The organism is Bradyrhizobium sp. UBA2491, from assembly GCF_002341725.1.
Lineage (GTDB): Bacteria > Pseudomonadota > Alphaproteobacteria > Rhizobiales > Xanthobacteraceae > Bradyrhizobium.
In genome coordinates this window covers 52,533-77,043 of record NZ_DDOP01000023.1, presented here as the reverse complement: position 1 = coordinate 77,043, position 24,511 = coordinate 52,533, and the positions used below count along the sequence as shown (strand labels likewise).

At 64.0% G+C, this 24,511-nt stretch carries 18 protein-coding genes and 1 pseudogene; 13 read left to right on the top strand and 6 right to left on the bottom strand.

From position 1 onward, the window contains the following. Positions 1–13: 13 nt before the first annotated feature. Both B2W55_RS07100 and B2W55_RS07095 read right to left on the bottom strand, forming a co-directional pair. The gene (locus B2W55_RS07100) at positions 14–6,304 is read right to left on the bottom strand and encodes a HAMP domain-containing protein (RefSeq protein ID WP_024584083.1); all 6,291 of its coding nucleotides are present in this window, start codon (positions 6,302–6,304) and stop codon (positions 14–16) included. 700 nt (positions 6,305–7,004) lie between these two features. Next, the gene (locus tag B2W55_RS07095) at positions 7,005–7,337 is read right to left on the bottom strand and encodes a hypothetical protein (protein ID WP_035636842.1); all 333 of its coding nucleotides are present in this window, start codon (positions 7,335–7,337) and stop codon (positions 7,005–7,007) included. Between the two features lie 115 nt (positions 7,338–7,452). On the opposite strand from B2W55_RS07095, the gene B2W55_RS07090 reads away from it, so the two are divergent. After that, complete coding sequence (locus B2W55_RS07090) at positions 7,453–7,599, top strand: DUF3072 domain-containing protein (protein ID WP_074127167.1); 147 nt, start codon at positions 7,453–7,455, stop codon at positions 7,597–7,599. A 111-nt stretch (positions 7,600–7,710) separates the two neighbouring features. Next, positions 7,711–7,965, top strand: coding sequence for a hypothetical protein (locus B2W55_RS07085; RefSeq protein ID WP_024584080.1), 255 nt, complete (start codon positions 7,711–7,713; stop codon positions 7,963–7,965). A gap of 179 nt (positions 7,966–8,144) precedes the next feature. Here B2W55_RS07085 and B2W55_RS07080 read toward each other — a convergent pair whose 3' ends face one another. Next, on the bottom strand, positions 8,145–8,402 hold the full coding sequence (locus B2W55_RS07080) for a hypothetical protein (RefSeq protein ID WP_024584079.1): 258 nt from the start codon (positions 8,400–8,402) through the stop codon (positions 8,145–8,147). 125 nt (positions 8,403–8,527) lie between these two features. Here B2W55_RS07080 and B2W55_RS07075 point away from each other — a divergent pair, with 125 nt between their 5' ends. Further along, a complete protein-coding gene (locus tag B2W55_RS07075; RefSeq protein WP_024584078.1) occupies positions 8,528–10,597 on the top strand; it encodes an ATP-dependent helicase in 2,070 nt (689 codons plus the stop codon). 211 nt (positions 10,598–10,808) lie between these two features. On the opposite strand, the gene B2W55_RS07070 is transcribed toward B2W55_RS07075, so the two are convergent. After that, positions 10,809–11,060, bottom strand: coding sequence for a PilZ domain-containing protein (locus B2W55_RS07070; RefSeq protein WP_024584077.1), 252 nt, complete (start codon positions 11,058–11,060; stop codon positions 10,809–10,811). 254 nt (positions 11,061–11,314) lie between these two features. On the opposite strand from B2W55_RS07070, the pseudogene B2W55_RS07065 reads away from it, so the two are divergent. The 3 genes and pseudogenes from B2W55_RS07065 to B2W55_RS07055 all read left to right on the top strand — a co-directional run bounded on the left by B2W55_RS07065 (position 11,315) and on the right by B2W55_RS07055 (position 14,361). Beyond that, positions 11,315–12,736 (top strand): annotated as a pseudogene (locus tag B2W55_RS07065) (MFS transporter). 11 nt (positions 12,737–12,747) lie between these two features. Beyond that, positions 12,748–13,935: an acyl-CoA dehydrogenase family protein gene (locus tag B2W55_RS07060; RefSeq protein ID WP_024584076.1), complete on the top strand. Its 1,188-nt coding sequence runs from the start codon at positions 12,748–12,750 to the stop codon at positions 13,933–13,935. Positions 13,936–13,959: 24 nt separating this feature from the next. Then, the gene (locus B2W55_RS07055; protein ID WP_024584075.1) at positions 13,960–14,361 is read left to right on the top strand and encodes a VOC family protein; all 402 of its coding nucleotides are present in this window, start codon (positions 13,960–13,962) and stop codon (positions 14,359–14,361) included. A gap of 249 nt (positions 14,362–14,610) precedes the next feature. Here B2W55_RS07055 and B2W55_RS07050 read toward each other — a convergent pair whose 3' ends face one another. Beyond that, the gene (locus tag B2W55_RS07050) at positions 14,611–15,333 is read right to left on the bottom strand and encodes a hypothetical protein (protein ID WP_024584074.1); all 723 of its coding nucleotides are present in this window, start codon (positions 15,331–15,333) and stop codon (positions 14,611–14,613) included. A 99-nt stretch (positions 15,334–15,432) separates the two neighbouring features. After that, positions 15,433–16,185, bottom strand: a complete 753-nt coding sequence (locus B2W55_RS07045) for a Spy/CpxP family protein refolding chaperone (protein WP_024584073.1) — start codon at positions 16,183–16,185, stop codon at positions 15,433–15,435. Between the two features lie 445 nt (positions 16,186–16,630). Between B2W55_RS07045 and B2W55_RS07040 the strand changes: the two genes are divergently transcribed. The 7 genes from B2W55_RS07040 (at position 16,631) to B2W55_RS07010 (ending at position 24,447) form a co-directional block, all read left to right on the top strand. Then, the gene (locus B2W55_RS07040; RefSeq protein WP_024584072.1) at positions 16,631–17,971 is read left to right on the top strand and encodes an ABC transporter substrate-binding protein; all 1,341 of its coding nucleotides are present in this window, start codon (positions 16,631–16,633) and stop codon (positions 17,969–17,971) included. 115 nt (positions 17,972–18,086) lie between these two features. Beyond that, the gene (locus tag B2W55_RS07035) at positions 18,087–19,025 is read left to right on the top strand and encodes a carbohydrate ABC transporter permease (RefSeq protein WP_024584071.1); all 939 of its coding nucleotides are present in this window, start codon (positions 18,087–18,089) and stop codon (positions 19,023–19,025) included. After that, positions 19,025–19,936 (top strand): carbohydrate ABC transporter permease, encoded by a 912-nt coding sequence (locus tag B2W55_RS07030; protein ID WP_024584070.1) that lies wholly within the window; start codon positions 19,025–19,027, stop codon positions 19,934–19,936. Before B2W55_RS07035 ends, B2W55_RS07030 begins: the two co-directional genes overlap by 1 nt. Before the next feature lie 4 nt (positions 19,937–19,940). Further along, entirely contained in the window at positions 19,941–21,041 is a 1,101-nt protein-coding gene (locus B2W55_RS07025) for an ABC transporter ATP-binding protein (protein ID WP_024584069.1), read from the top strand. A gap of 29 nt (positions 21,042–21,070) precedes the next feature. Then, positions 21,071–22,060, top strand: coding sequence for a hydroxyacid dehydrogenase (locus tag B2W55_RS07020; protein ID WP_024584068.1), 990 nt, complete (start codon positions 21,071–21,073; stop codon positions 22,058–22,060). Between the two features lie 169 nt (positions 22,061–22,229). Further along, complete coding sequence (locus B2W55_RS07015; RefSeq protein WP_024584067.1) at positions 22,230–23,654, top strand: amidase; 1,425 nt, start codon at positions 22,230–22,232, stop codon at positions 23,652–23,654. A gap of 124 nt (positions 23,655–23,778) precedes the next feature. Next, entirely contained in the window at positions 23,779–24,447 is a 669-nt protein-coding gene (locus B2W55_RS07010; RefSeq protein ID WP_024584066.1) for a hypothetical protein, read from the top strand. The last annotated feature ends 64 nt before the right edge of the window (positions 24,448–24,511 follow it).

Sequence of the window (24,511 nt, the reverse complement as noted above, 5' to 3'; positions counted from 1 at the left end):
GTTCGATCGCCGATCAGCGGTGCAGCCACATGCGGATCGCCAGCAGCAGTTGCTCGGTGTTGACGGGTTTCGCCAGATAGTCGGATGCGCCTGCCTCCAGGCATTTCTCACGGTCGCCTTTCATCGCCTTCGCGGTCAACGCGATGATCGGCAACCGCGCAAAGGCGGGGTTTTGCCGGATCGCGCCGATGGTCTGGTAACCGTCCATCTGCGGCATCATGATGTCCATCAGCACGATCGCGATCTTCGGGTTGGATTCGACCAGCGAGATCGCCTCGTGACCGGTTGTCGCAGTCAGCACCTTCATACCTCGCCGTTCCAGCACGCTCGATAGCGCGAAGATGTTGCGCGCGTCGTCGTCGACCAGCAGTGCTGTCTTGCCGATCAGGTCTTCGTCGGAACTATTGAGCTTCTCCAGCATCCTTTGTTTTTCGGCAGGCAATTCCGTGATCACACGGTGCAGGAACAGTGACGTTTCGTCGAGCAGCCGTTCCGGCGACTCCACACCCTTGACGACGATGCTGCGCGCCATCGTATGCAGTTCCGCGTCCTCTTCGGCTGAAAGTTCCCGACCCGTGAACACGACAACGGGAACACTGGACAGCGTCTCATCCTTGCGGATCTGATCCAGCACCTCGAAACCGCTCATGTCGGGCAGCCGAAGGTCGAGCACGACGCAATCGCAAGGATTTTCGCGCAGCGTCGACAGGGCCCCTGCCCCGGTGCCGCTGGTCACGATCTCGATATCTTCGTGGCCAAGCAATTCGGTGATGCTGAGCTGCTCCGCGGCGTTGTCCTCCACGATCAGCAGACGCTTGCGGCGCGGTCGCGCATACTCCTTGATCTGCGATAATGCCGCGCTGACGCCCTCGGTCGTGGTCGGCTTGTTGACGAACGAGAAGGCGCCGCGCGCCAGCGCATGCTGCCGGTCTTCGTCCAGCGTGATGATCTGGACCGGAATGTGACGGGTCAGCGGATTGTGCTTGAGCTGGCTCAGGACGCTCCAGCCGAGCATGTCGGGCAGGAACACATCGAGCGAGACCGCGCTCGGCTGGAACTGCTTGGCCAGATCGAGCGCCTCGGCGCCGCGGCTGGCGACCAGCACCTTGAAGCCCTTGTCGCGCGCCAGATCGATCAGGACCCGCGCGTAATGCGGATCGTCCTCGACGATCAGCAGAATGGTGTCGCCGGGCTCGAGGTCGAGCCGGTCGTCAGGAAGCTGCTCGATCGCGCGCTCCTGTACGCCCGATGCTTGCAGCGACGGCGCCGGACTGTGCGGCATCGGCGCCGATTGAGGCTGCGGGCGCAGCCCCGCCGACGGCCCGGCATATTTCAACGGCAGATAAAGTATGAAAGTCGAGCCCCTGCCCGGCGCGCTGCGCAGATGGATTTCGCCCCCGAGCAGGCCCGCCAGTTCGCGGCTGATGGCAAGCCCGAGACCGGTGCCGCCATACTTGCGGCTGGTGCCGGCATCGGCCTGCTGGAACGCCTCGAAGATCAGCTTCTGCTTGTCCTGGGGAATGCCGATACCGGTGTCCGATACTTCGAACGCCACGACGGCGGGCGCGGCGTTGAGGATCGGATGCTCCGCGCTCCAGCCGCCGAGCGCGGCCGACACGGTCAGGCTGACGCCGCCATCGGCGGTGAACTTGAACGCATTCGACAGCAGGTTCTTCAGCACCTGCTGCAGCCGCTTGGAATCGGTGACCATGCTGCGCGCGAGGTTGGCATCGACGTCGATGCTGAACGACAGATGCCGGTTCTCCGCCTCGTGCCGGAACGGCCGCCCGACGGTCTCGAGCAGGCTCGAGGTGAGAATCTCCTCGGCATCGACCGTGACAGTGCCGGACTCGATCTTGGACAGATCGAGAATATCGCTGATCAGGTTCAGCAGGTCGGTGCCGGCGCCGTGGATGGTGCGGGCGAATTCGACCTGCTTGCCGGTCAGATTGCCGTCCGGATTTTCCGTGAGCTGCTGGCCCAGGATCAGGATCGAGTTCAGCGGCGTCCGCAATTCGTGCGACATGTTGGCGAGGAACTCGGACTTGTACTTCGAGGTCAACGACAGCTCGGTCGCCTTCTCTTCCAGCGCGCGCCGCGCCTGCTCGATCTCCTGGTTCTTGCGCTCGACGTCGACATTGCGCTCGGCGAGCTGCTGGGCTTTCTGCTCGAGCTGGTCGTTGGTCTGCTGCAACTCCTTCTGCTGGGTCTGCAACTCACCGGCGAGCTGCTGCGACTGCTTGAGCAGCGCCTCGGTCTGCATCGTCGCTTCGATGCTGTTGAGCACGATGCCGATGCTGTCGGTCAGCTGCTCGAGGAAGGTGATCTGCGACGTCGTGAACGACGCGACCGAGGACAGCTCGATCACGGCCTTGACCTGGTTCTCGAACAGCACCGGAAGCACGACGAGATTCTTCGGCATGATCCGCATCAGCGCCGAATTGATCGGCACCGCATCGCGGGGGATATCCGCGACCAGGCGCTGGCGCTTGTCGAGCGCGCACTGGCCGATCAATCCCTCGCCGAACTGCACGATCTGCGGATGCGGGTTGCTGCTGTCGCTGGCGTAGGCCGACAGCAGGCGCAACTGCGCATTCTCCGGATTGTCGACCTGGTAGATCACGCCCATATGCGCGTTGATCAGCGGCGCCAGCTCGGTCAGCAGCAGACGACCCACGGTCGCAAGATCGCGCTGGCCCTGCAACATGTTGGTGAAGCGCGCCAGATTGGTCTTCAACCAGTCCTGCTCGGTGTTGCGCTCCGTGGTGAGACGGAGGTTGCCGATCATCGTGTTGATGTTGTCCTTGAGCTCGGCGACTTCGCCGCGGACGTCGACCTGGATCGAACGCGTCAGATCGCCCTTGGTCACGGCGGTCGCCACTTCGGCGATCGCGCGCACCTGTGAGGTCAGGTTGGCCGCCAGCAGATTGACGTTGCCGGTCAGATCCTTCCAGGTGCCGGCGGTGCCGGGCACGTTGGCCTGACCGCCGAGCCGTCCCTCGACGCCGACCTCGCGCGCCACGCTGGTGACCTGTTCGGCGAAGGTCGCGAGCGTCTCGGTCATGTTGTTGATGGTGTCGGCGAGCGCGGCCACCTCGCCTTTCGACTTCACGGTCAGGTTCTGCTTCAGGTCGCCGTTGGCGACCGCGGTCACCACCTTGACGATGCCACGCACCTGCTCGGTCAGGTTCGCCGCCATCACGTTGACGGTGTCGGTGAGATCCTTCCAGGTGCCGGCGACGCCGCGCACCTCGGCCTGACCGCCGAGCTTGCCCTCGGTGCCGACTTCGCGCGCCACGCGCGTCACCTCGCCGGCGAAGGCGTTGAGCTGATCGACCATCGTGTTGATGGTGTTCTTCAACTCGAGGATTTCGCCCTTCACGTCGACCGTGATCTTGCGCGACAAGTCGCCGCGCGCCACCGCCGTGGTCACCTCGGCGATGTTGCGGACTTGCGTCGTCAGGTTCGCAGCCAGCAGGTTGACGTTGTCGGTGAGATCCTTCCAGGTGCCGCCGACGCCGGGCACCACGGCCTGGCCGCCCAGCCGCCCTTCGGTACCGACCTCGCGCGCCACGCGCGTCACTTCGGCGGCGAACGAGCGCAGCTGCTCGACCATCGTGTTCAGGGTGTCCTTGAGCAGCAGGATCTCACCGCGGACGTCCACCGTGATCTTCTTCGAGAGGTCGCCGCCGGCGATCGCGCTCGCCACCTCGGCGATGTTGCGGACCTGCGCGGTCAGGTTCGACGCCATGAAGTTGACGTTGTCGGTCAGGTCCTTCCAGGTGCCGGCGACGCCGGGCACCTCGGCCTGGCCGCCGAGCTTGCCTTCGGTGCCGACCTCGCGCGCCACGCGCGTCACCTCGCCGGCGAAGGCGTTGAGCTGGTCGACCATCGTGTTGATGGTGTTCTTCAGCTCGAGGATCTCGCCCTTCACGTCGACCGTGATCTTGCGCGACAGGTCGCCGCGCGCCACCGCGGTGGTCACCTCGGCGATGTTGCGGACCTGGGCCGTGAGGTTGCCGGCCATCGAGTTGACGTTATCAGTGAGGTCCTTCCAGGTGCCGGCAACGCCGGGCACGTTGGCCTGGCCGCCGAGGCTGCCGTCGGTACCGACCTCGCGCGCCACGCGCGTCACCTCGCCCGCGAAGCGGTTGAGCTGGTCGACCATCGTGTTGAGCGTTTCCTTCAGCTGAAGGATCTCGCCGCGCACGTCGACCGTGATCTTGCGCGACAGGTCGCCGCCGGCGATCGCGGTCGCGACCTCGGCGATGTTGCGGACCTGCGCGGTCAGATTGCCGGCCATCGAATTGACGCTGTCGGTCAGATCCTTCCAGGTGCCGGCGACGCCGGGCACCTCGGCCTGGCCGCCGAGCTTGCCGTCGGTGCCGACCTCGCGCGCCACGCGCGTCACTTCGCCCGCGAAGGCGTTGAGCTGGTCCACCATCGTGTTCAGCGTTTCCTTCAGCTGAAGGATTTCGCCCGACACGTTCACCGTGATCTTCTTCGACAGGTCGCCCTTCGCCACCGCGGTCGCGACCTCGGCAATGTTGCGGACCTGGGCGGTCAGGTTCGACGCCATCGAGTTGACGCTGTCGGTCAGGTCCTTCCAGGTGCCGGCGACGCCGCGCACTTCGGCCTGGCCGCCGAGCTTGCCTTCGGTGCCGACCTCGCGCGCGACGCGCGTCACCTCGCCGGCGAAGGCGTTGAGCTGGTCGACCATCGTGTTGATGGTGTCCTTCAGCTCGAGGATCTCGCCGCGCACGTCGACCGTGATCTTCTTCGACAGGTCGCCATTGGCAACGGCGGTGGTGACGCCCGCGATATTGCGGACCTGGGCGGTCAGGTTCGACGCCATGAAGTTGACGTTGTCGGTCAGGTCCTTCCAGGTGCCCGCGACGCCGAGCACATTGGCCTGGCCGCCGAGCTTGCCCTCGGTACCGACCTCGCGCGCCACGCGCGTCACTTCCGAGGCGAAGGCGTTGAGCTGGTCCACCATGGTGTTGAGCGTTTCCTTCAGCTGAAGGATTTCGCCCGACACGTTCACCGTGATCTTCTTCGACAGGTCGCCGCCGGCGATCGCGCTCGCGACCTCGGCGATGTTGCGAACCTGCGCGGTCAGGTTCGATGCCATGAAGTTGACGTTGTCGGTCAGGTCCTTCCAGGTGCCGGCGACGCCCGGCACCTGGGCCTGGCCGCCGAGCTTGCCCTCGGTGCCGACTTCGCGCGCCACGCGGGTCACTTCCGAGGCGAACGAGTTGAGCTGGTCGACCATCGTGTTGATGGTGTCCTTCAGCTCGAGGATCTCGCCGCTGACGTCGACCGTGATCTTGCGCGACAGGTCGCCGCGCGCCACCGCCGTGGTGACGTTGGCGATGTTGCGGACCTGGGCGGTCAGGTTGCCGCACATCGCATTCACCGAGTCGGTCAGATCCTTCCAGGTGCCGGCGACGCCGGGCACGATGGCCTGGCCGCCGAGCTTGCCGTCGGTGCCGACCTCGCGCGCCACGCGCGTCACTTCGGAGGCGAATGAACGCAGCTGATCGACCATCGTGTTGATGGCTTCCTTCAGCTGCAGGATCTCGCCGCGGACGTCGACCGTGATCTTCTTGGACAGGTCGCCGTTGGCAACCGCGATCGTCACCTCGGCGATGTTGCGGACTTGGCCGGTCAAATTGTTGGCCATCGAGTTGACGCTCTCGGTCAGGTCCTTCCAGACGCCGGTCACCTCCGGCACCTGGGCCTGGCCGCCGAGCTTGCCCTCGGTGCCGACTTCGCGGGCCACGCGCGTGACCTCCGAGGTGAACACCGAGAGTTGCTTGATCATCGTGTTGACGATGTTGGCCGATTGCAGGAATTCGCCGCGCAGCGGCCGGCCCTCGACGTCGAGCTGCACGGTTTGCAGCAGGTCGCCCTGCGCCACCGCCGCCACCGCGCGGGTCACTTCGCGGGTCGGCCACAACAGATCGTCGATCAGGGTGTTGACCGAACTTTCCATGTCAGCCCAGGCGCCGCTGGCGAGGCCGAAATTGACGCGCTGGCGGGTTTGCCCCTCGCGGCCGACGACTTGGCCGACGCGCGCCAATTGCTGCGCCATGCGCTCGTTCGCCGCAGCGATTTCATTGAAGGCATCCGCGATCTTGCCGTCGATGCCGAGATAGTCGCCACGCATCCGTACCGAGAAGTCGCCACCGCGCATCGCCTGCAGGGATTGCAGCAGATCGTGCGAGGAATCGAGGCTTTCGTTCGATGGTTGGCCGCGGCGTGTCTGAGCACGGGGACGAGGCGGCGAACCGAGATCGGTCATGAAATTTCCCCTACGCGCTGGCCGCGAATCCAGGGACTCGGAGCAGCCAGTGTGGTCATAAGAATGATTGCCCTAGATGTATTCAAGCGGGAAAACGTCAAAACCGCGATTTGTGACGCAAACCGAGTGCGTTAATCGCGACCGGAACCAAAAGTTCCAACCAATGGTGGAACTTTTTCGCTGAACCTGATCAGCGCTCCCGTTGCTCGTCATTCGCCTGCAACATTGCGTGTGTGGCGATGGTTAAGGATTCGAAGCGACGAAAACGAAGCATGTTCGCCGCGAATGCAAATCTCTCTTGCGGGCTGAAGAGCTGGTTGACGACGCCACCCGCATGCTCGCGCCGATTGTACGATCTTGATTCACGATCGAAAGACTAGCGGTCCGCTGGCCAGCTTCGCCGCACCAATTGCACCCGCTCGATGTGGCTGCATTGTTCGCAGCGGTATTGGAGAATATCCCTGCCCTCGCTGCCCGGATGACTGCTCTCGAGCCGCATCGTCCTGATGCAGCTGACGCAGGAGATCAGCGTCAACAGCGGACTGCGATCGTCATTCATCGATACCCGCGGCGGCGCGGTCGGGTCGGCGATCATGGCGCTGGGCGATGCTGTGGTGTTGGCTCTCACCACAACAAAATGCAGATCCTGCGGATCGGGTTCCTGCCCCGAAACCTCATTTGGGCGCGATCCGCGTTTCCCTCAGACCCTGTCGACCGGCCGTTCGGGGCGCACCTTGGCGCTCTCCTGGCCCGGCACGGGTTTGGCCTTGTCTGATTTTGCCGGCGCTACCGGGCGATCCCCGTAGCTTCGGCTCAGCCGCTCCCGGACCGTCGGGAGCCGATCGCCGCCGCCGGCCGCCCTCCACCGGCCGATCAATTCAGCCACTTCTGCGCGCATCGCGAGCAGTCGATAGGACGCTTCAGTGCAATCAAGATCGTGATTGACCTGATCCCGGATCGTTGCCTCGACCAGGGTCATTTCCGCCCGCAAGGTGCTGATCCGACGCCGAATTTCATTGATTTTGTTGTCCATGGCTTGTTAGAACAAAAATAGAACATATTGTCAAGTCACGATCCGGCAAGCGAGGTGAGCGATGAGCATGGCAGCGGTGAGATTTGGCGGGGTTGCAGAGCGCATGAGCGGTCTGATGAGCCGCGCCCAGGCGTTGCGGTTGAGGAGCCTCGCCGAGGAGGCCTACCAGCCAAACCAGTACGCGCGCGACCTGACGTCAGAGGAAGCGGAACGACGCATCGATGCCCTGAGGGCCGAGATCGCGCTTGCGGACTCATTCTGAATTCCGGGCCGCGCATGCGGTTCGGTCCGGACACCCACTTTAGGCTTTGATATAGCGGCACAGTTGGTTGTTTCATTATTGCTGTTGCTGCTTTGCCTTTGGGGGGCCCACGTGCTGGAGCTGGAGAAGCGATCGCCGCTTGCGTTCACGATCACGCTGAAGGATGGACGAACGCTCGCGACCGTCGGCGACGCCGCGGACTACCTGTCCAAGCTCAATGTTGATCAGCGCGAGCGCGGTTATTGGAAGTCGGCGATCATGATGTTCAACAACGCCATGCGCGAACCCAGCTATCTGAAGATCGCGACCATGAATCTCCGCTCTGCCCTTGTGTATGACCGCCTCGTCGACGACCTTGGCTTGTGATTGTGGCGTGGCAGCTACAGCCGAATCGACGGCCGTTGCGTAACGCGCTGGTCGTTATGGCCGCAAACAAGGTAACGGCGGTACACGCGACGGCTGGGCGCTGATACGCTTTGGCCGCACTCTCGGGCCGCCTCGGAGGGCCAAGGCGGCCCATTTCTTTTCAAGGCAATCTTGTCTTTTCAAAGCAATTTTGCGCGGACGAACAGCGTCCGCAGCGCATTCGTCGCCTGCACCGTCAGCATGGCATTGCCGGCCGCTCTCTCCAACGCAGCCACGGCGTCGCCATGCAGCGAGCGGAACTCCATCCATTCGACAGCACTGAGATTGCTGATGAAGCGGTAGGCCTGGCCGACGGTCGCGAGCGTTACCGTCTCGCCGTTCAGCCGCACCTTGAACGTCGCCTTCAGCGGCGTGTCGGATTTGGATACTTCACCCATAAACATCACCCATGGCGCGGTTGTGCTCCGCACCGCGTTAATGTCAATCTAATTTCTCGGCCCACACCCCGGCGTGTTCGCCCCTCTGAATCGCAATGTCTGTTAGCGTTTCGTGGGGGTGATTCGTGCCTGATCCAGCCAACACAGCCTATCTCGATGCGCTCAACTCCGAGCAACGCCGCGCCGTTGAGCACGGGGTCGGCAAGGATTGCACCGTCGGCGCCCCGCTGCTGGTGATCGCCGGCGCTGGCTCCGGCAAGACCAATACGCTCGCCCACCGTGTCGCGCATCTGATCGTCGCAGGCGCCGATCCGCGTCGTATCCTGTTGATGACCTTTTCGCGCCGCGCGGCCGCCGAGATGGCTGGCCGCGTCGCGCGCATCGCACGGCGGGTGCTCGGTGACCGCGCCTCCGTCATGACCGACGCGCTGAACTGGACCGGCACGTTCCACGGCATCGGCGCGCGGCTGTTGCGCGAATTCGCGGAACGCATCGCCCTCGACCCGGCGTTCACGATCCATGATCGCGAGGACTCCGCCGATCTGATGAATCTGGTCCGCCACGATCTTGGTTTCTCACGCACCGAAAGCCGGTTCCCCACCAAGGGCACCTGCCTTGCGATCTATTCGCGCTGCGTGAACGCGGAGATGCTGATCGAGGCCGTGCTCGGCCAGTTCTTTCCTTGGTGCTCCGGCTGGGCTGATCAATTGAAACAGCTGTTCGGGGCCTATGTCGAAGCCAAGCAGCGGCAGAGCGTGCTCGATTACGACGACCTGCTGCTCTACTGGGCACAGATGGTGACGGACACGGCGCTGGCCGAAGAGATCGGCGGCCGTTTCGACCATGTGATGGTCGACGAATATCAGGACACCAACCGCTTGCAGTCCTCGATCCTGCTCGCGCTCAAGCCCGGAGGGCGCGGACTGACCGTGGTCGGCGACGACGCGCAGTCGATCTATTCATTCCGCGCCGCCACGGTGCGCAATATCCTCGACTTCCCGAACCAGTTCAGCCCGGCGGCTGAGATCGTCACGCTCGACCGCAATTATCGCTCGACGCAGCCGATCCTGTCGGCGGCCAATGGCGTGATCTCGCTCGCCAAGGAACGCTTCACCAAGAACCTGTGGACCGACCGCACCTCGACCCGCAAGCCGCTGCTCGTGACGGTGCGCGACGAGGCCGATCAGGCCCGCTACATCGTCGAGCAGGTGCTGGCGAACCGTGAGGAAGGCGCGCTGTTGAAGCACCAGGCCGTGCTGTTCCGCACCTCGTCGCACAGCGGCCCGCTCGAGGTCGAGCTGACCCGCCGCAACATCCCATTCGTGAAATTCGGCGGCCTTAAATTCCTCGATGCCGCGCACGTCAAGGACATGCTGGCGCTGCTGCGCTTCACCGCCAATCCGCGCGACCGGGTCGCCGGCTTTCGTATCCTGCATCTGCTGCCCGGCGTCGGGCCGGCCTCCGCGCAGCGCGTGCTCGACCGCATGGCCGAAGCCGCCGATCCGATCGCCGCGCTCACGGCGCTGCCCGCGCCGCCCCGTGCAGGCGCCGACTGGCGGTTGTTCGTCGAGGCGATCGAGAACCTCCGCTACTCTGAATGGCCTGTCGACATCGAGCGCGCCCGGCTTTGGTACGAGCCGCATCTCGACCGCATTCACGAGGACAGCGAAGTTCGCCGCGCCGACCTCATTCAACTCGAACAGATCGCCGCCGGCTATCCGTCACGCGAGCGCTTCCTCACCGAGCTCACACTCGATCCGCCCGACGCGACCAGCGACCAGGCCGGCGTGCCGCTGCTCGACGAAGATTATCTGATCCTGTCGACGATCCACTCCGCCAAGGGGCAGGAGTGGAAATCGGTCTATGTGCTCAACGTCGTCGACGGCTGCATGCCGTCCGACCTCGGTGCCGGCACATCAGCCGAGCTCGAGGAAGAGCGGCGCCTGCTCTATGTCGCAATGACCCGGGCCAAGGATGATCTGCATCTCATGGTGCCGCAGCGCTTTTTCGTCCACGGCCAGGCCGCCAAAGGCGACCGCCACATGTACGCCTCGCGCACCCGCTTTATCCCGGAGCGGCTGCTTCCGATATTCGAGCGGACCACCTGGCCGCGCGCCGCCGCCGGACAGGCTTCATCCGCCAATCGGGCACCGCCGATCGACATCGGTGCCCGGATGCGTGGCATGTGGCGCTGACACCGGCCCGGACAGATTTTCCAAGCCACCCGGAACGAAGCCGTCGGCCTCGCGTTGAAGCGGTGTTCGTAATCGGCAAACGACCATCCCAGACGGCTTCGGCGCGCAAGCGCGGAGCCGTCTTTTTTTTGCGCCGCGTCAGGCCGCGCGAAGGACGCGTGACAGGCCGGTCGAGGCTATTCGGAACGTGGTCGGAACCGGTGTGGCATGCTCAGGCCGTCGGCACGAAGCTCAGGCCAATCCGCGTCTTCTTGCTCCAGATCACCTGGCATTCGTAGACAACCGAGGCGTCGTTGGCCCTCACCAGGCGGAAGCGATGCGGGACGAAGGCGGGATTCTCGACTTCGATGGCCGCTCCTTCCGGCGAAATGTTCACGATCGTGCAATGCATGACCGAACCGCCCGACGAGACATAGCCGGGTTCATTGACCTCGGTTCGCGGATGCCTGCGCTTCTCGTCCATCCAGTATGCCCCTCAGCATTTCCCCGAGGCAAACCCTTGAGGATCGGCCCCGCGGGAGTCAACGGCTCCGGCGGCTCGCATCGGGTTTTCGCACCGCGATTTGTGCGCGGCAGTAAGCCGAATTGCTTATCGCGTCGGTGCAGACGAGCCCCGCGTCGGCCCGGGCTTGTCGGTCGCAAGCGCGGGAGGATAGCCTCCTTCCATCAGCGATGCGCTGGCGCGACGCTCGCTCCGAACAACAATGAACTGGCGCCATGGGGAGACGCGCCATGTTCGAGATTCTCGATCGCCGGACGACTCTGACCGGCAACCAAATCAAGATCCTTGCGGCGGCCATCATCGGCGATGCGCTGGAATTCTTCGACTACTTCCTGATCGGCTTCGTGCTCGCATTCCTGATCGGTCCGTGGAAACTCACCTTCGGCCAGTCGGCCACCGTGCTGATGAGTTCCGGCATCGGCGCCATCGTCGGCGCCTATCTCTGGGGTTGGCTCGCCGACCGGATCGGACGCCGTGTCGTCTTCATCGGCACCGTGCTGAACTTCTCGATCGCGACCGGCCTGCTCTACTTCACCCCCGACAATGGCTGGGTCTATCTGGCGATCCTGCGCTTCTTCGTCGGCACTGGCGTTGGCGGCCTTTATTGTGTCGACCTGCCGCTGGTGCAGGAATTCATGCCCTCGCACAAGCGTGGCTGGGTCGGCGGGCTCGTCACCTGCGTGATCCCGCTCGGTGTCGGTCTCGGCGCGGTGCTGGGAGCGATCATGGGTACCGACCAGTGGCGGCTGCTGTTTGCGATCGGCGTGCTGCCGGCGGTGCTGGTGCTGCTGGTCAGGCTCTGGGTCCCGGAGTCGCCGCGCTGGCTGTGCCGGCAAGGACGCTATGACGAAGCGCGCAGGTCGCTCGCCTGGGCCTTGCAGGTCGAGCCGTCCGAACTGCCCTTGCCGAGCGCCGCCGACGCCGGTCCGGTCGTCAAGACGAGCTGGTTCGACCTGTTCAAATATCCGCGCAGCCTGATCGTCTCCTGGCTCGGCAACGCCGGGGCGCAGACCGGCGTCTATGGCATCACGCTGTGGGCGCCCGCGCTGTTCGTGTTGTTGCTGAAGGTGACGCCGCAGGAGGCCGCCAAGATGATGATCCTGCTCAGCGTCACCGGCTTCCTCGGCCGCATCTCGTTCTCCTGATTCTCCGAGCTGCTGGGGCGGCGCGTCGCCGGCGGCCTGCTCGGCCTCGGCGCCGGGGCGTTGACGATCATTGCCGGCTATCACTACGACGCGACGCTGTTCGGGATGTCGGCATTCTGGCTGCTGCTCGGTGCAGCCTTCTTCTTCGCGGACGGCGGCTTTGCGATCGTCGGTCCGTATGCGGCGGAGGTCTGGCCTTCGCATCTGCGCACCACCGGCATGGGGTCGGCCTACGGCTTCGGCGGCATCGGCAAGATCATCGGCCCGGTCGGCCTTGCCCTGATCGTCGGCTCGAACAATTATCTCAAGCCGGACGTGCCGCTGACCCAGATTCCGACCGCCTTCGTCTATCTCGGTTGCTGGTTCCTGATGGCCGGCGCGGTCTATCTGCTCTTCGGGCTCGAGACCCGCGGCAAGTCGATCGAGCAGATCGACAAGGAGCTCAATGCGGCGGCTGACGTCGAGGCCCCGGCGACGATCCGGCGCGCCTGAGGGAGGCGACCATGAATCTGACTTCAGCTGACATTGCCGGCGATCGCGAGGTGATCGCCCGCGCCGACGCGATCAGGGACGCGGTCGCCGCGGCGTCCGACGAGATCGAGACGACACGCCGGCTGCCGCGCGACCTGCTCGACCGGCTGCATGAGGCCCGGCTGTTCCGACTGCTGCTGCCGCGCTCGACCGACGGGATCGAAACCGATCCCGTCACCTTCTTCCATGCCATCGAGACCATCGCCAGGGCCGACGCCTCGACGGCGTGGTGCCTGAGCCAGGCCGGCGGCTGCGCGATGTCGGCCGCCTATCTCGACCTGCCGGTCGCGCAGGAAGTGTTCGCCGACCCGCGCGCCGTGCTCGCATGGGGGCCTGGCCCGAAGGTCAAGGCGGTCGAGTGCGAGGGCGGCTACCGCGTCACCGGGACCTGGTCGTTCGCGTCAGGCGGACGGCACGCCACCTGGCTCGGCGCCCACTGCCCGATCTACGCCGCGGACGGCTCGCCACGCCGCGATGCCAATGGCGAGCAGGCCGAGCGCACCATGCTGGTGCGGACCGAAGACGTCGAATGGACCGACATCTGGAATACGGTCGGGCTGCGCGGCACCGCCAGCGACCAGTTCGCGCTCAACGACTTCTTCGTTCGTGCCGATCATTCGATCACCCGCGAATTCGACCGCGAGTGCCGCGAAGACGGCCCGCTGTACCGGATGAGCAACCACACCTGCTACCAGGTCGGCTTTGCCGGCGTCGCCTGCGGCATTGCGCGCAGCGCGCTGGACAATTTCGTCGACGTCGCCCGCAACAAGGTGCCGCGCGGCATGACGAAGACGCTGCGCGACAACGCCGTGGTGCAGTCCGGGCTCGCCCAGGCCGAAGTCAACCTGCGCGCCGCCCGCGCCTTCCTGCTGCAATCGATGGCCGACATCTGGAAGGATCTGGTCGCCGGCCACAGCATCACGGTCGCGCAACGCATGACGATCCGGATGGCGGCAACCCATGCCATCCACAAGGCGCGCGAGGCGGTCGACTTCGCCTACAGCACCGCGGGCGCCACCGCGATCTTCGATGGCCATCCGCTGGAGCGGCGCTTCCGCGACATCCACACCGTGACCCAGCAATTGCAGGGCCGCTTCAGCCATTTCGAGACCGTCGGCGCCTGGATGCTGGGCGTCGATGCCGACCTCAGCTTCGTTTGATCTAAATTCTCAGGGAGAAGAACCATGCCATTGGGTGGACTACAGCATTTCACCATCGAGCCGCAGGACCTGGAAAAGACCAAGGAGTTCTATTGCGACGTGCTCGGGCTCGAGAATGGCGACCGGCCGCCGCTCGATTTCCCCGGCTACTGGCTGTATTCCGGCGGTCAGGCCACCGTTCATCTGATGGGCACCCGCAAGCCGCGCGACGGCATCGTCGTGCGAGGCACCGAGAAGAAATATCAGGACACCGGCCGCCTCGACCATATCGCCTTTGCCGCCACCGACGTCGAAGGTGTGCGCAAGCGCTTGCAGGCGAAGAACGTCAGCTTCCGCGAACAGATCGTGCCGCGCACCGGCGACACCCAGATCTTCCTCTACGATCCCGATGGCGTCGGCGTGGAGCTGAACTTCCCGAAGGTCTGAGCCGACGAGTGCTGGACCGCCCGCGCTGAACCGGTCTGATCAACAATTGGCCGGCGCACCTGCCGGGCATTTTCATGTCGCATTCACGTCGAGCAATCGGTTCCCGACAAGGCCCAGACTCGGCCATCAGTCGGGCGTGATCCGGTCCGTTTTTCTTCAACATTGAATGACGAGCTAACCAAGCCGCGCCGCTGCGGCAGAATAGCCGGGTGCTGCGCCTTTAACCTACCCCAGGGCATGGTGGCCCGGCTATTCGTCCCCACTTCGCAATTGGCGCGGGTCGGCGTGTGCCGTTCGACTCCTGCGGCCCGGGGGAGCATCAGAGAGCACTTTTCTATAGAAGCTCTCCGCCCTGAGTTCCCACGGTTCGATGGAGTTCATCTTATTGACCGAGTTCTTTGAAGCGCGGACGTTGCTGCAATGCACGCGCATCCACGAAATTGGATCGAACAGTTTTCCGCCCGGAAGGCCGGAAATCAGGTGAGACGCTACACCCGAGCCAGGCGCACGAAGGACTATCCATTTCAGCTTCGTCCTTCGACACCAAAGGCATTCCGCATAGTAAACCCCGAGATCGAAGATTGGATTCAGGCCGTTCAGAGGCCCAGCCCAAGGCACCTTGAGTCCCTTGTACGCATCTACGACATTCTGGTCGAAACCGCCGACGAGCAGGTCCGCATATCGTGGCAACCAAGAGGACACGGCCATCACGCCTGCATCGTCCAAACCGGCTACGATTTCGAAGCGCGCAAGGAAGCCGCGCAACGCATCCAGACGCGCAGCTCTGCTATCGTGGAAGAACTGTGCGTATTTCTTGCTGGACTCAGCCCATCTCTTCCTGCCCTCGTCATCGTCCGAGGGAACCATATCCCAGTCAGGCGGCGCATATTGCGGATAGCCGATCAGTGCCTGACTTAGGAGCAATTGCTCTTCGGTCGGCGCTGCGCCAGCACGTCGGAACCAGCGAAACATCCCGGCGATCCTCACTCAACTAGCGGCATGGAGGCCTCACACACATGTCCGTCCAGCGCTTGCTTTGAACCCATCATCCCAAACAGCGGCAACCGATCGTCAATCGAGCCCGCGTTCGTGGCTGAGGCGGACCATCTCGTTGATGAAGATTTGTTTCTGCTTGTCGTCGAGGCTCGCATAAAGCGGCTCTGCCGCGTCGGCGACACCGCGCTGATCGACCGCGCGGTCGTTGAGGAACTGGGCCTCGTTGCGCATCTGCTCAATGATGTCGTCAGGCGGATCGCGCTGCGCCCGGGCGATCCGCAGGTTGAGGCGGTCGGCGCCATTGTGGCCGAGATAATGCATCGCGCTGTTGAAGCCAGCCCAGTGCTTTTCCTGCTCCGGTGTGAGGTTCAGCTCCTTCTTGATCCGCTCGATGTTGGCATCGCTGTTGGCGACCATTTGCTCCGCCGTCAGTTGCGGCGCCCCATCCTGGGTCAGCACCGCCGTCTGCTGTTTCGCATTCTTGGCGGCGGCCTTCGCCGATTTTGTACCCTTGCCGCCCTGCTTGTCGCCGGACGCCGGCGCCTGCGTGTTCTTGCCATTGCCGGGATTGGGATTAGTGTTGTTGGGATTGTTGCCGGTGAACACCCCGGTCACGCCCGTCACCACGCCAACCACGCCGCCGATCGCGCCGCCCAACACGCCGCCGACCGGTCCGGCGGCCTTGTTGCCCTCACGCGCGCCCTTCTCGACGCCCTGCACGAGCTGCGCATTGACGATGTGAGGCAGTGCGAACAACGCGACAATGGCGGCCGCAACCGCGACGCACAATTTCCGCCGTGCTCGCAGCTTCGCTACCGGAATGAGCATGATCGGGTCTCCGTGATCGATGGTGGATTGAGGAGTTAACGCAGGTGGGACTGGTCTGGACTTTATCTTCTCTGGCTTCGGCAAGTCTATCGATCGCGCTGGGCATCAACATGACGAAGACGGTTCGAGCAGGTCCGGCTGGAAACCTGCGGCTCAACGGCGCACGCGCCCGCCGGACCTGTCCGCGTCGCGCGCTGCGTGCGTCGCAGCATGATCGCGAAAACCGTTGCAAACAACCTGCAACCGCAATGCCACGAACCACGCTGCCTGCGATTTGACCACAACGTTAGTACTACGTGGCACGGGCATCTCGTTTCTCGACAGACGACGGCAATTCTGTTCTGATCGGACACAACGAAATCCCGAGAGATCGCGCCGACGCGACGCACAAACAACAACGGGATCCGAAAGTCTTTGTCCGGTGGCTCGCCAGGGAGGGAACGCCATGTCACGGAAGACGCTTTCACGCCGACAATTCGTTGCAGCGACAGCGCTGTCATCGGCCGCACTGATCACAGCTCCTTACGTACGTGGCGCGCACGCAGCCGGAAAGCTCTCTATCGGCTTCTGGGATCACTGGGTGCCCGGCGCCAACAACGAGTCGACCGCGCTGGTCAAGGAGTGGGCCGAGAAGGAGAAGGTCGAGGTCCAGATCGACTACATCACCAGCGTGGGCAACAAAAACCTCGTTACGATCGCGGCCGAAGCGCAGGCGAAGACAGGCCACGACATCTTCGCGATGCCAACGTGGTGGGTGCACTCCAATGCCGAGCAGCTCGAGCCGGTCAACGACGTCATGGAGCCGCTCATCAAGCAGAATGGCGAGGTCAACGGCACGGTCAAATATCTCGGCCAGGCGAACGGCAAATGGCTCGGTGTTCCCACTTGTCTCGGCAGCCAGATCAAGGGGCCTTGCTCTCGTATCGACCTGATGAAGAAGTACGCCGGCATCGACGTGCAGGAGATGTATCCGGCAGGCAGCCCGGCGAAGGCTGACAGTTGGACGCTGGATAGCTTCCTGAAGGCGGCCGAGGCCTGTCAGAAGGCTGGCTTCCCGTTCGGGATCGGGCTTGGTGAGACCAGCGACAGTGTCGATACCGCCGGCGCGATCTTCCAGTCATTCGGGGCCGAGTTGGTCGACGCCAAGGGTAACCTGACGGTCAAGACCGACGCGGTCCGCCAGGCGGTCGACTTCTACAAGAAGCTGATCGCCTTCCTGCCGCCCGACGTGGCGGCATGGGACGACGCCTCCAACAACAAATGGCTGGTGGCCGGCAAGGGCGCGATGATCATGAACCCGCCAAGCGCATGGGCCGTCGCCAAGCGCGATGCGCCTCAGATCGCCGAGCAATGCTGGACCCACGGCTTCCCGGCCGGTCCCAAGGGCCGCTTCGCACCGTTCCTCCCCTACTTCCTGTCGCTCTGGAATTTCTCCAAGAACAAGGAAGCCGCAAAGAGCCTGCTGACGCATCTGTCGCAGCCGGCATCGATCGAGCGGCTGGTCAACGCCAGTGGTGGCTACGATCTTCCCGCCTTCGCCAATTTGACCACGTTGAAGATATGGCAAGAGCAGTCGCCGCCTAAGGGCACGCTCTACCACTACCCCAACCCCAACAACCACCAAATCCTGTCGATCGCCGCGTCACCTGCGCCGCCGAAGATTGCCCAGCAGATCTATTTCCAGGCCACTCTGACCAAGATGTGCCTCAGATACTACCAGGGTGAAAGCATGGAGAAGACCCTCACCTGGGCCGAGGGCGAGTGCGAAGGCTTCATGCGAAGCTGACGGCAAGCGAGCTTCGCGCGGCCGCCGATAGTGCCGGCCGCGCACAGTCTCGTCTTTGCATCCCTGCCGCTGAACCGGCGAACTGTGCAACCGACCCGCGCGAGGGACCTGCGTTATGGTTGATGTCGCATTCCAATCCAACCGCGCGGCGGTGGCCCAGCCTGGGCGAAGACGCGGCGGCCTGCGCAACGCGCTGCGGCGCAAATCGATGGCCGCGTTCCTGATGACGTTGCCGCTGATCGTCCTGATCGCGGTTCTCGTGCTCTACCCGGCGCTGTATTCGCTGCATCTGGCGACGCTGAACAAGGCGATGACGAAGTTCGTCGGCTTCGGCAATTTCGAGTTCCTGTTCAAGCGCGACACCTTCTGGCTGGTGGTCAAGCAGTCCTGCATTTTCGCGATCTCCGCGGTGGTCTTCAAGGCGCTGATCGGCTTCATCGTCGCGCATTTCGTGCACAACGTGCCCGCCAACAAGCAGCGCAAATGGCGCGGCATGCTGCTGGTGCCATGGGTGATCCCGCCGGCAATGAGCACGCTGGCCTGGCTATGGCTGTTCGATCCCTCCTACAGCGCCTTCAACTACACGCTGTCATTCTTCGGCATCGGACCGATCCCGTGGACCGGCGATGCGATGTGGGCGCGCTTCTCGGTGATCCTGGTCAACGTCTGGTACGGCGCGCCGTTCTTCATGATCATGTATCTGGCGGCGTTGAAATCGGTGCCCGAGCAGCTCTATGAAGCGGCAGCGATCGACGGCGCCAATTGGTGGCAGCGCATCTGGTACGTGACGCTGCCGATGATGCGCAACATCATCGCGATTACCACGCTGTTCTCGCTGATCGTCACCTTTGCCAATTTCGACATCGTGCGCATCCTGACCGCCGGCGGGCCACTCGATCACACCCACATCTTCGCGACCTGGGCGTTCCGCGTCGGCATCGAGGGCAGCGACATCCCGCTCGGCGCCAGCGTCTCGCTGTTCATGGTTCCGATCCTCGCGGTTGCGGCGATCTTCATCCTGCGCGACATCACCAAACGCGGGAACGAATCCTGATGAGCACGATGACGATCGACAAGTCCGGGCCGACCCGCAAGGTCAAATACGGCAGCATGAGCCGCGATCGGACCTGGGCCCTACGCTGGTCCTATTTCTTCCTGGTGCTGTTCGCGATCTTCTCGCTGACGCCGCCGCTCTACATGCTGATCACGTCGTTGAAGGGCAGCGCGGAGATTTCCGCGGCGACCAATCCGTGGTGGGTATACCACCCCACACTCGAGAACTACGTCGAGCTCCTGACGTCGAACCAGTTCCTGCGCTTCTTCTGGAATTCGGCCTGGGTCTCCATCATCGTCGTCACCATCACGATGTTGATCAGCGTGCCGGCGGCCTTTGCCTTGGCGCGGATGAAGTTCTGGGGCTCGGCGACACTCGCGACCGGCGTCTTTCTCACCTATCTCATTCCGGACAGCCTGCTGTTCATTCCGTTGTTCAAGATGTTCGCCGTGTTCGGCGACTGGACCGGTATTCAGCTCATCAATCGGTGGTATGTGCTGGTGTTCATCTATCCGACGCTGACGGTGCCGTTCTGCACCTGGATCATGATCGGCTATTTCGCCTCGATCCCGAAGGAGCTCGACGAGGCCGCGATCATCGACGGCGCGAGCTGGTTCCAGACGCTGACCCGGATCTTCATCCCGGTCGCGCTGCCCGGCCTGATCGCGGCGACGATCTTCGCCTTCACCGTGTCCTGGGCCCAGTTCCTGTATCCGCTGGTGTTCACCACCTCGACCGACCAGCTCGTGCTGCCGGTCGGCATCATCACGACGCTGATCAAGGGTGACGTGTTCAACTGGGGACAGATCATGACCGGCGCCCTGCTCGGCGCCGCGCCGCCACTGATCATCTACGCGTTCCTGATGGATTACTACATTGCCGGCCTCACCGCCGGCGCGACAAAGGGTTGAACGGATGGCCGACGTCAGTTTGCGCAAGGTGGTGAAGCGTTACGATGAGGTCGAGGCGGTGCGCGGCATCGATCTCGACATCGCCGACCATGAGTTCGTGGTGCTGGTCGGACCGAGCGGCTGTGGCAAGTCGACGACCTTGCGGATGATCGCGGGCCTCGAGGACATCTCCGACGGCGACATCATGATCGGCGGCGACGTCGTCAACGACGTGCCGCCGAAGGACCGCGACATCGCGATGGTGTTCCAGAACTACGCGCTCTATCCGCACATGACGGTGGCCGAGAACATGTCGTTCGGGCTGCGGCTGAAGAACTATCCCAAGGCCGAGATCAAGAGCCGGGTTACCGAGGCCGCCCGGATGCTCGACATCACCGACCTGATCGACCGCAAGCCGAAGCAGCTCTCCGGCGGCCAGCGCCAGCGCGTCGCGATGGGCCGTGCCATCGTGCGCAACCCGAAGGTGTTCCTGTTCGACGAGCCGCTGTCGAACCTCGACGCCAAGCTGCGCGTGCAGATGCGGATCGAGATCAAGAAGGTGCATCAGAAGGTCCGCACCACCACGGTCTACGTCACCCACGACCAGGTCGAGGCGATGACCCTGGCGGACCGCGTGGTGGTGATGAACCACGGCAAGATCGAGCAGATCGGCACGCCCAACGAACTCTATCACAAGCCGGCGACCCGGTTCGTCGCGAGCTTCATCGGCTCGCCCGCGATGAATTTCGTGCCGTGCCGGCTCGAGGATGTCGGCGGCAAGCTCCATGTCCGGCTCACCGACCGCCTCGCTTTCCCGCTGCCACCGGCGCGCGCCGCACGCTACCAGAGCCTCTCGCGCACCGACAAGTTGCTGCTCGGCATCCGGCCCGAGCATGTCATGGAGGCGCGGCCGCATGCCGAGCCCGGCGTCGAGCCGTTCGACGCGATGCTCGACGTCACCGAGCCGATGGGGATGGAGACCCTGGTCTATTTCACGCTGGAGGGCAGTCAGCTCTGCGGCCGGGTCAATCCCAATGCGGGGGCGCAGGATGGCAGCCCGCTCCGATTGGCAGTGGACCTCAACAATATGCATTTGCTAAACGAGGTGACCGGCGCCGTCCTTTGACGGCGTACAAGAAACCGCAAGGGCAGGAAATGGCCACCAACAAGAAGAAGATTTTCATCACCCAGACTCTGTCGCCGGGGGCACGGGTGCTCCTCGACCAGCGGGACGACGTAGAACTCATCGAATTTCCCAATCTGATCTCCGCCAAGGACTTCCAGGCGATGCTGGAGCGGCACGCGCCGGTCCATGGTGTTGCGCTCGGTGCGACCCGATTTGGCGAGGCCGAGCTCGAGGCCTCCAAGGGCATGATGGTGGTGACCCGGATCGGCGTCGGCTACGACGCCGTCGACGTACCGGCGCTGTCCCGCCGCAAGGTGCCGCTGATGGTCGCAGGCACCGCGAACTCGCCATCGGTCGCCGAACAGGCGCTGTTCATGATGCTGACGCTCGCCAAGCGCGCGCAGGAAATGCACACGATGGTCAAGGACGGCACCTGGGCGAGCCGGCTCGGCGTGCTGCCGTTCGACCTCTACGGCAAGACCGTCCTGATCGTGGGCTTCGGCCGGATCGGCACCCGCACCGCCAAGCGTTGCCTTGCGATGGAAATGAACGTGCTGGTCTATGATCCCTACAAGCCGGCCAGCGAGATCACCGCGGCAGGCTGCGAGCCGGTGTCGAGCCTGGAAGCGACGCTGCCGCGGGCGGATTTCGTCACCATCCACTGCCCGAAGAACCCCGAGACGGTCGGCCTGTTCAACGCGGCGCGGATCGGGCTGATGAAGCCGACCGCCTATCTCATCAACACCGCCCGCGGCGGCATCGTCGATGAGAAGGCGCTGCACGACGCGCTGGTGTCGGGCAAGCTCGCCGGCGCCGGCCTCGATGTGTTCGAGGTCGAGCCGCCGCCGGTCGGCCAGCCGCTGCACGCGCTGCCGAACGTGATCATGGCACCGCATGTGGCCGGCGTGACCGTCGAGGCGGTCGATCGCATGAGCGAGCAGACCGCGCGCAACATTCTGAGCGTGCTGGACGGCAATCCGCTGCGCCAGAATGTCATCAACCAGGACGTCCTCGGCTAGAGCATGATCCGGAAAAGTGCGAAAGCGGTTTTCCGGAAAGATCATGTGCAAACAAGAAACAAGAGCGCGATGACGGTTCAACCTGATCGCATCGCGCTCTAGCTTCCAGCCTTCCTCGTTCGCGCCGCGGCCGATCGGCAGGATCGGCCCGGCGATGCGGAGTACTCAAATGGCCTTCAAGGAATTCGGCAACTACGATGCGGTCGGTCTCGCCGAGCTCGTCCGCAACAAGGACGTGACGGCAAAGGAGCTGCTCGACGAAGCGATCGCGCGCACCGCCGCCGTCGACCCCAAGATCAATGCGGTCGTCGTCAAGCACTACGACTACGCCGAGCGCCAGATCGCCAAGGGGTTGCCTGACGGCCCGTTCACCGGCGTTCCGTTCCTGCTGAAGGATCTCGACCTGCTCGCGGGCACCCGCACCACCTCGGGCGCCAGCCTGCTGAAGGACTTCGTCGCCGACCACAACGGCACCCTGGCGCAGCGCTTCCTCGACGCCGGCCTCACCATCTTCGGCAAGAGCTCGAGCCCGGAATTCGGCCTGATGCCGACCACGGAATCCCGCCTGTTCGGCCCGACCCGCAATCCCTGGAATCTCGACCATTCCTCGGGCGGCTCGTCAGGCGGCGCCGGTGCCGCGGTCGCGGCTCGCATCCTGCCGGTCGCGCATGCCAGCGACGGCGGCGGCTCGATCCGCATTCCCGCATCCGCCTCCGGCGTGTTCGGCATGAAGCCGACGCGCGCCCGCAATCCCTGCGGCCCCGATCGCGGCGAAGGCTGGGGCGGCTTCTCCGTCGGCCACGTGCTCAGCATCAGCGTCCGCGACAGCGCGGTCATGATGGACGCGATCCACGGTCCGGAGCCGTCGAGCATCTATGTCGCGCCACCGCCCGAGCGGCCGTTTTCCCAGGAGGTCGGCCGCGATCCCGGCCAGCTCCGCATCAGCTTCACCGACAAGTCGCCCTATGGCGACGCGATCGATCCCGAGATCGCGGAAGCGGTGCGCGACATCGCCAAACTGCTCGCGGGCCTCGGCCATCATGTCGAGGAGCGCGCCCCGCCGCTTGCGGCGGATCCGGCCGCGGTCATGACCACGATCGTTGGCGGCAACACCGCGCTGACCATCCGCCTGCTCGAGCAGCGCGTCGGCCGCACTCTGACCTCGGACGATGTCGAGCGGCTGACGCTCGCCAGCGGCCAGAACTCAGCCAAGATGACCCCCGCCGACTACGTCGCCGCACAGCTCGCGGCATTCCAGATCTCGCGTGCACTTGCCACCTTCTTCGAAGGTTGCGACATCTTCCTGAGCCCGACGCTGTGTGCGCCGCCGCTCCGTCTCGGCGAGCTGAACACGATGGCCGAGGACTTGACCCATATCGCGCCGGTGCTGCGCCGCTACATGCCGGGGACCTCGATGTTCAACATGTCCGGCCAACCCGCAATGTCGATGCCGCTGGCCTGGAACAAGGCGGGTCTGCCGCTGGGCATGATGTTCGCGGCCAAGCTTGGGGAGGAAGGGCTGCTGTTCCGTCTCGCCGCCCAGCTTGAGCAGGCGCGCCCCTGGAAGGACAAGCGGCCGCCGGTCTGCGCCTGACAATTTGGCAGCGTCGCCCGAGCTAACCAAAGGGCGACGCCGGGCTGACAAAGGGTAGTCGGATCAGGTAGATAGGAATGGCGTCGGCACGATTCCGTCGGCGTCATGACTGGGAGACCGAACCGTGAGCGACCCGACCGACGATGCGCTTGCTACGATCGCGAGCATTCTCGATCAGACGAGGACACCTCCCGAGAAGGCCAAGCCAACCGACAGGACGGCAGACAAGGCAGCCGAACCAGCCGGGGATCCGCCGGTCTCCATCGCGATGCCGCCGCCCCTGCCAACGTCGGTCGAGATCGTTACGGTCGAAGCCGTGTCCATTACGACCGTGTCCACCACCGAGGCGGCGCCCGCCGAGCCATCGCCGGCCGAGCCGCCGCCGATCGAACAGGCCGAGCCAGCCGAACAGGCCGAGCCGAACGAACCCGAAGCCAACGAACCGCTATTCGCCGAAGCAGCAGTGACCGAGCCGGAGTCGAGCGAGCCGGAGCCGATTCAACCGCAAGCCCCCGTCGAGGCCAACGGCTATTCCAAATCCGGCCCCGGCCCGATGGCGGCACTGCGCTTCCACTGGACGGTGCGCGAGGACAACGGCCAATACTATGTCGACGAGACCGTCGGTCAGGGATCGACCCCGCTCGTCAACGGCCCGATGGACAGCGACGCCGCGATCAAATTCGTCGACGATCGCGAGGCCGAAGCACGGCAGCGCTTCGAGCATTTCAAGCACGAGATGATCAGCCGCAGCGCGTCCCTGTTGCAGGCGCGCAGGGATAGCAACGACGTCTGAGCCACGACGACATTACGGGCGCTGCGAAAACACAGCCGCTGCAAAAAAAGTGGGATGGAGAACA

Coding starts and splice junctions, on each gene's coding strand:
- B2W55_RS07100 (WP_024584083.1), bottom strand. CDS start 6,304: ATGACCGATCTCGGTTCGCCGCCTCGTCCCCGTGCTCAGACACGCCGC.
- B2W55_RS07095 (WP_035636842.1), bottom strand. CDS start 7,337: ATGGACAACAAAATCAATGAAATTCGGCGTCGGATCAGCACCTTGCGG.
- B2W55_RS07090 (WP_074127167.1), top strand. CDS start 7,453: ATGAGCCGCGCCCAGGCGTTGCGGTTGAGGAGCCTCGCCGAGGAGGCC.
- B2W55_RS07080 (WP_024584079.1), bottom strand. CDS start 8,402: ATGGGTGAAGTATCCAAATCCGACACGCCGCTGAAGGCGACGTTCAAG.
- B2W55_RS07070 (WP_024584077.1), bottom strand. CDS start 11,060: ATGGACGAGAAGCGCAGGCATCCGCGAACCGAGGTCAATGAACCCGGC.
- B2W55_RS07060 (WP_024584076.1), top strand. CDS start 12,748: ATGAATCTGACTTCAGCTGACATTGCCGGCGATCGCGAGGTGATCGCC.
- B2W55_RS07055 (WP_024584075.1), top strand. CDS start 13,960: ATGCCATTGGGTGGACTACAGCATTTCACCATCGAGCCGCAGGACCTG.
- B2W55_RS07050 (WP_024584074.1), bottom strand. CDS start 15,333: ATGTTTCGCTGGTTCCGACGTGCTGGCGCAGCGCCGACCGAAGAGCAA.
- B2W55_RS07045 (WP_024584073.1), bottom strand. CDS start 16,185: ATGCTCATTCCGGTAGCGAAGCTGCGAGCACGGCGGAAATTGTGCGTC.
- B2W55_RS07040 (WP_024584072.1), top strand. CDS start 16,631: ATGTCACGGAAGACGCTTTCACGCCGACAATTCGTTGCAGCGACAGCG.
- B2W55_RS07035 (WP_024584071.1), top strand. CDS start 18,087: ATGGTTGATGTCGCATTCCAATCCAACCGCGCGGCGGTGGCCCAGCCT.
- B2W55_RS07030 (WP_024584070.1), top strand. CDS start 19,025: ATGAGCACGATGACGATCGACAAGTCCGGGCCGACCCGCAAGGTCAAA.
- B2W55_RS07025 (WP_024584069.1), top strand. CDS start 19,941: ATGGCCGACGTCAGTTTGCGCAAGGTGGTGAAGCGTTACGATGAGGTC.
- B2W55_RS07020 (WP_024584068.1), top strand. CDS start 21,071: ATGGCCACCAACAAGAAGAAGATTTTCATCACCCAGACTCTGTCGCCG.
- B2W55_RS07015 (WP_024584067.1), top strand. CDS start 22,230: ATGGCCTTCAAGGAATTCGGCAACTACGATGCGGTCGGTCTCGCCGAG.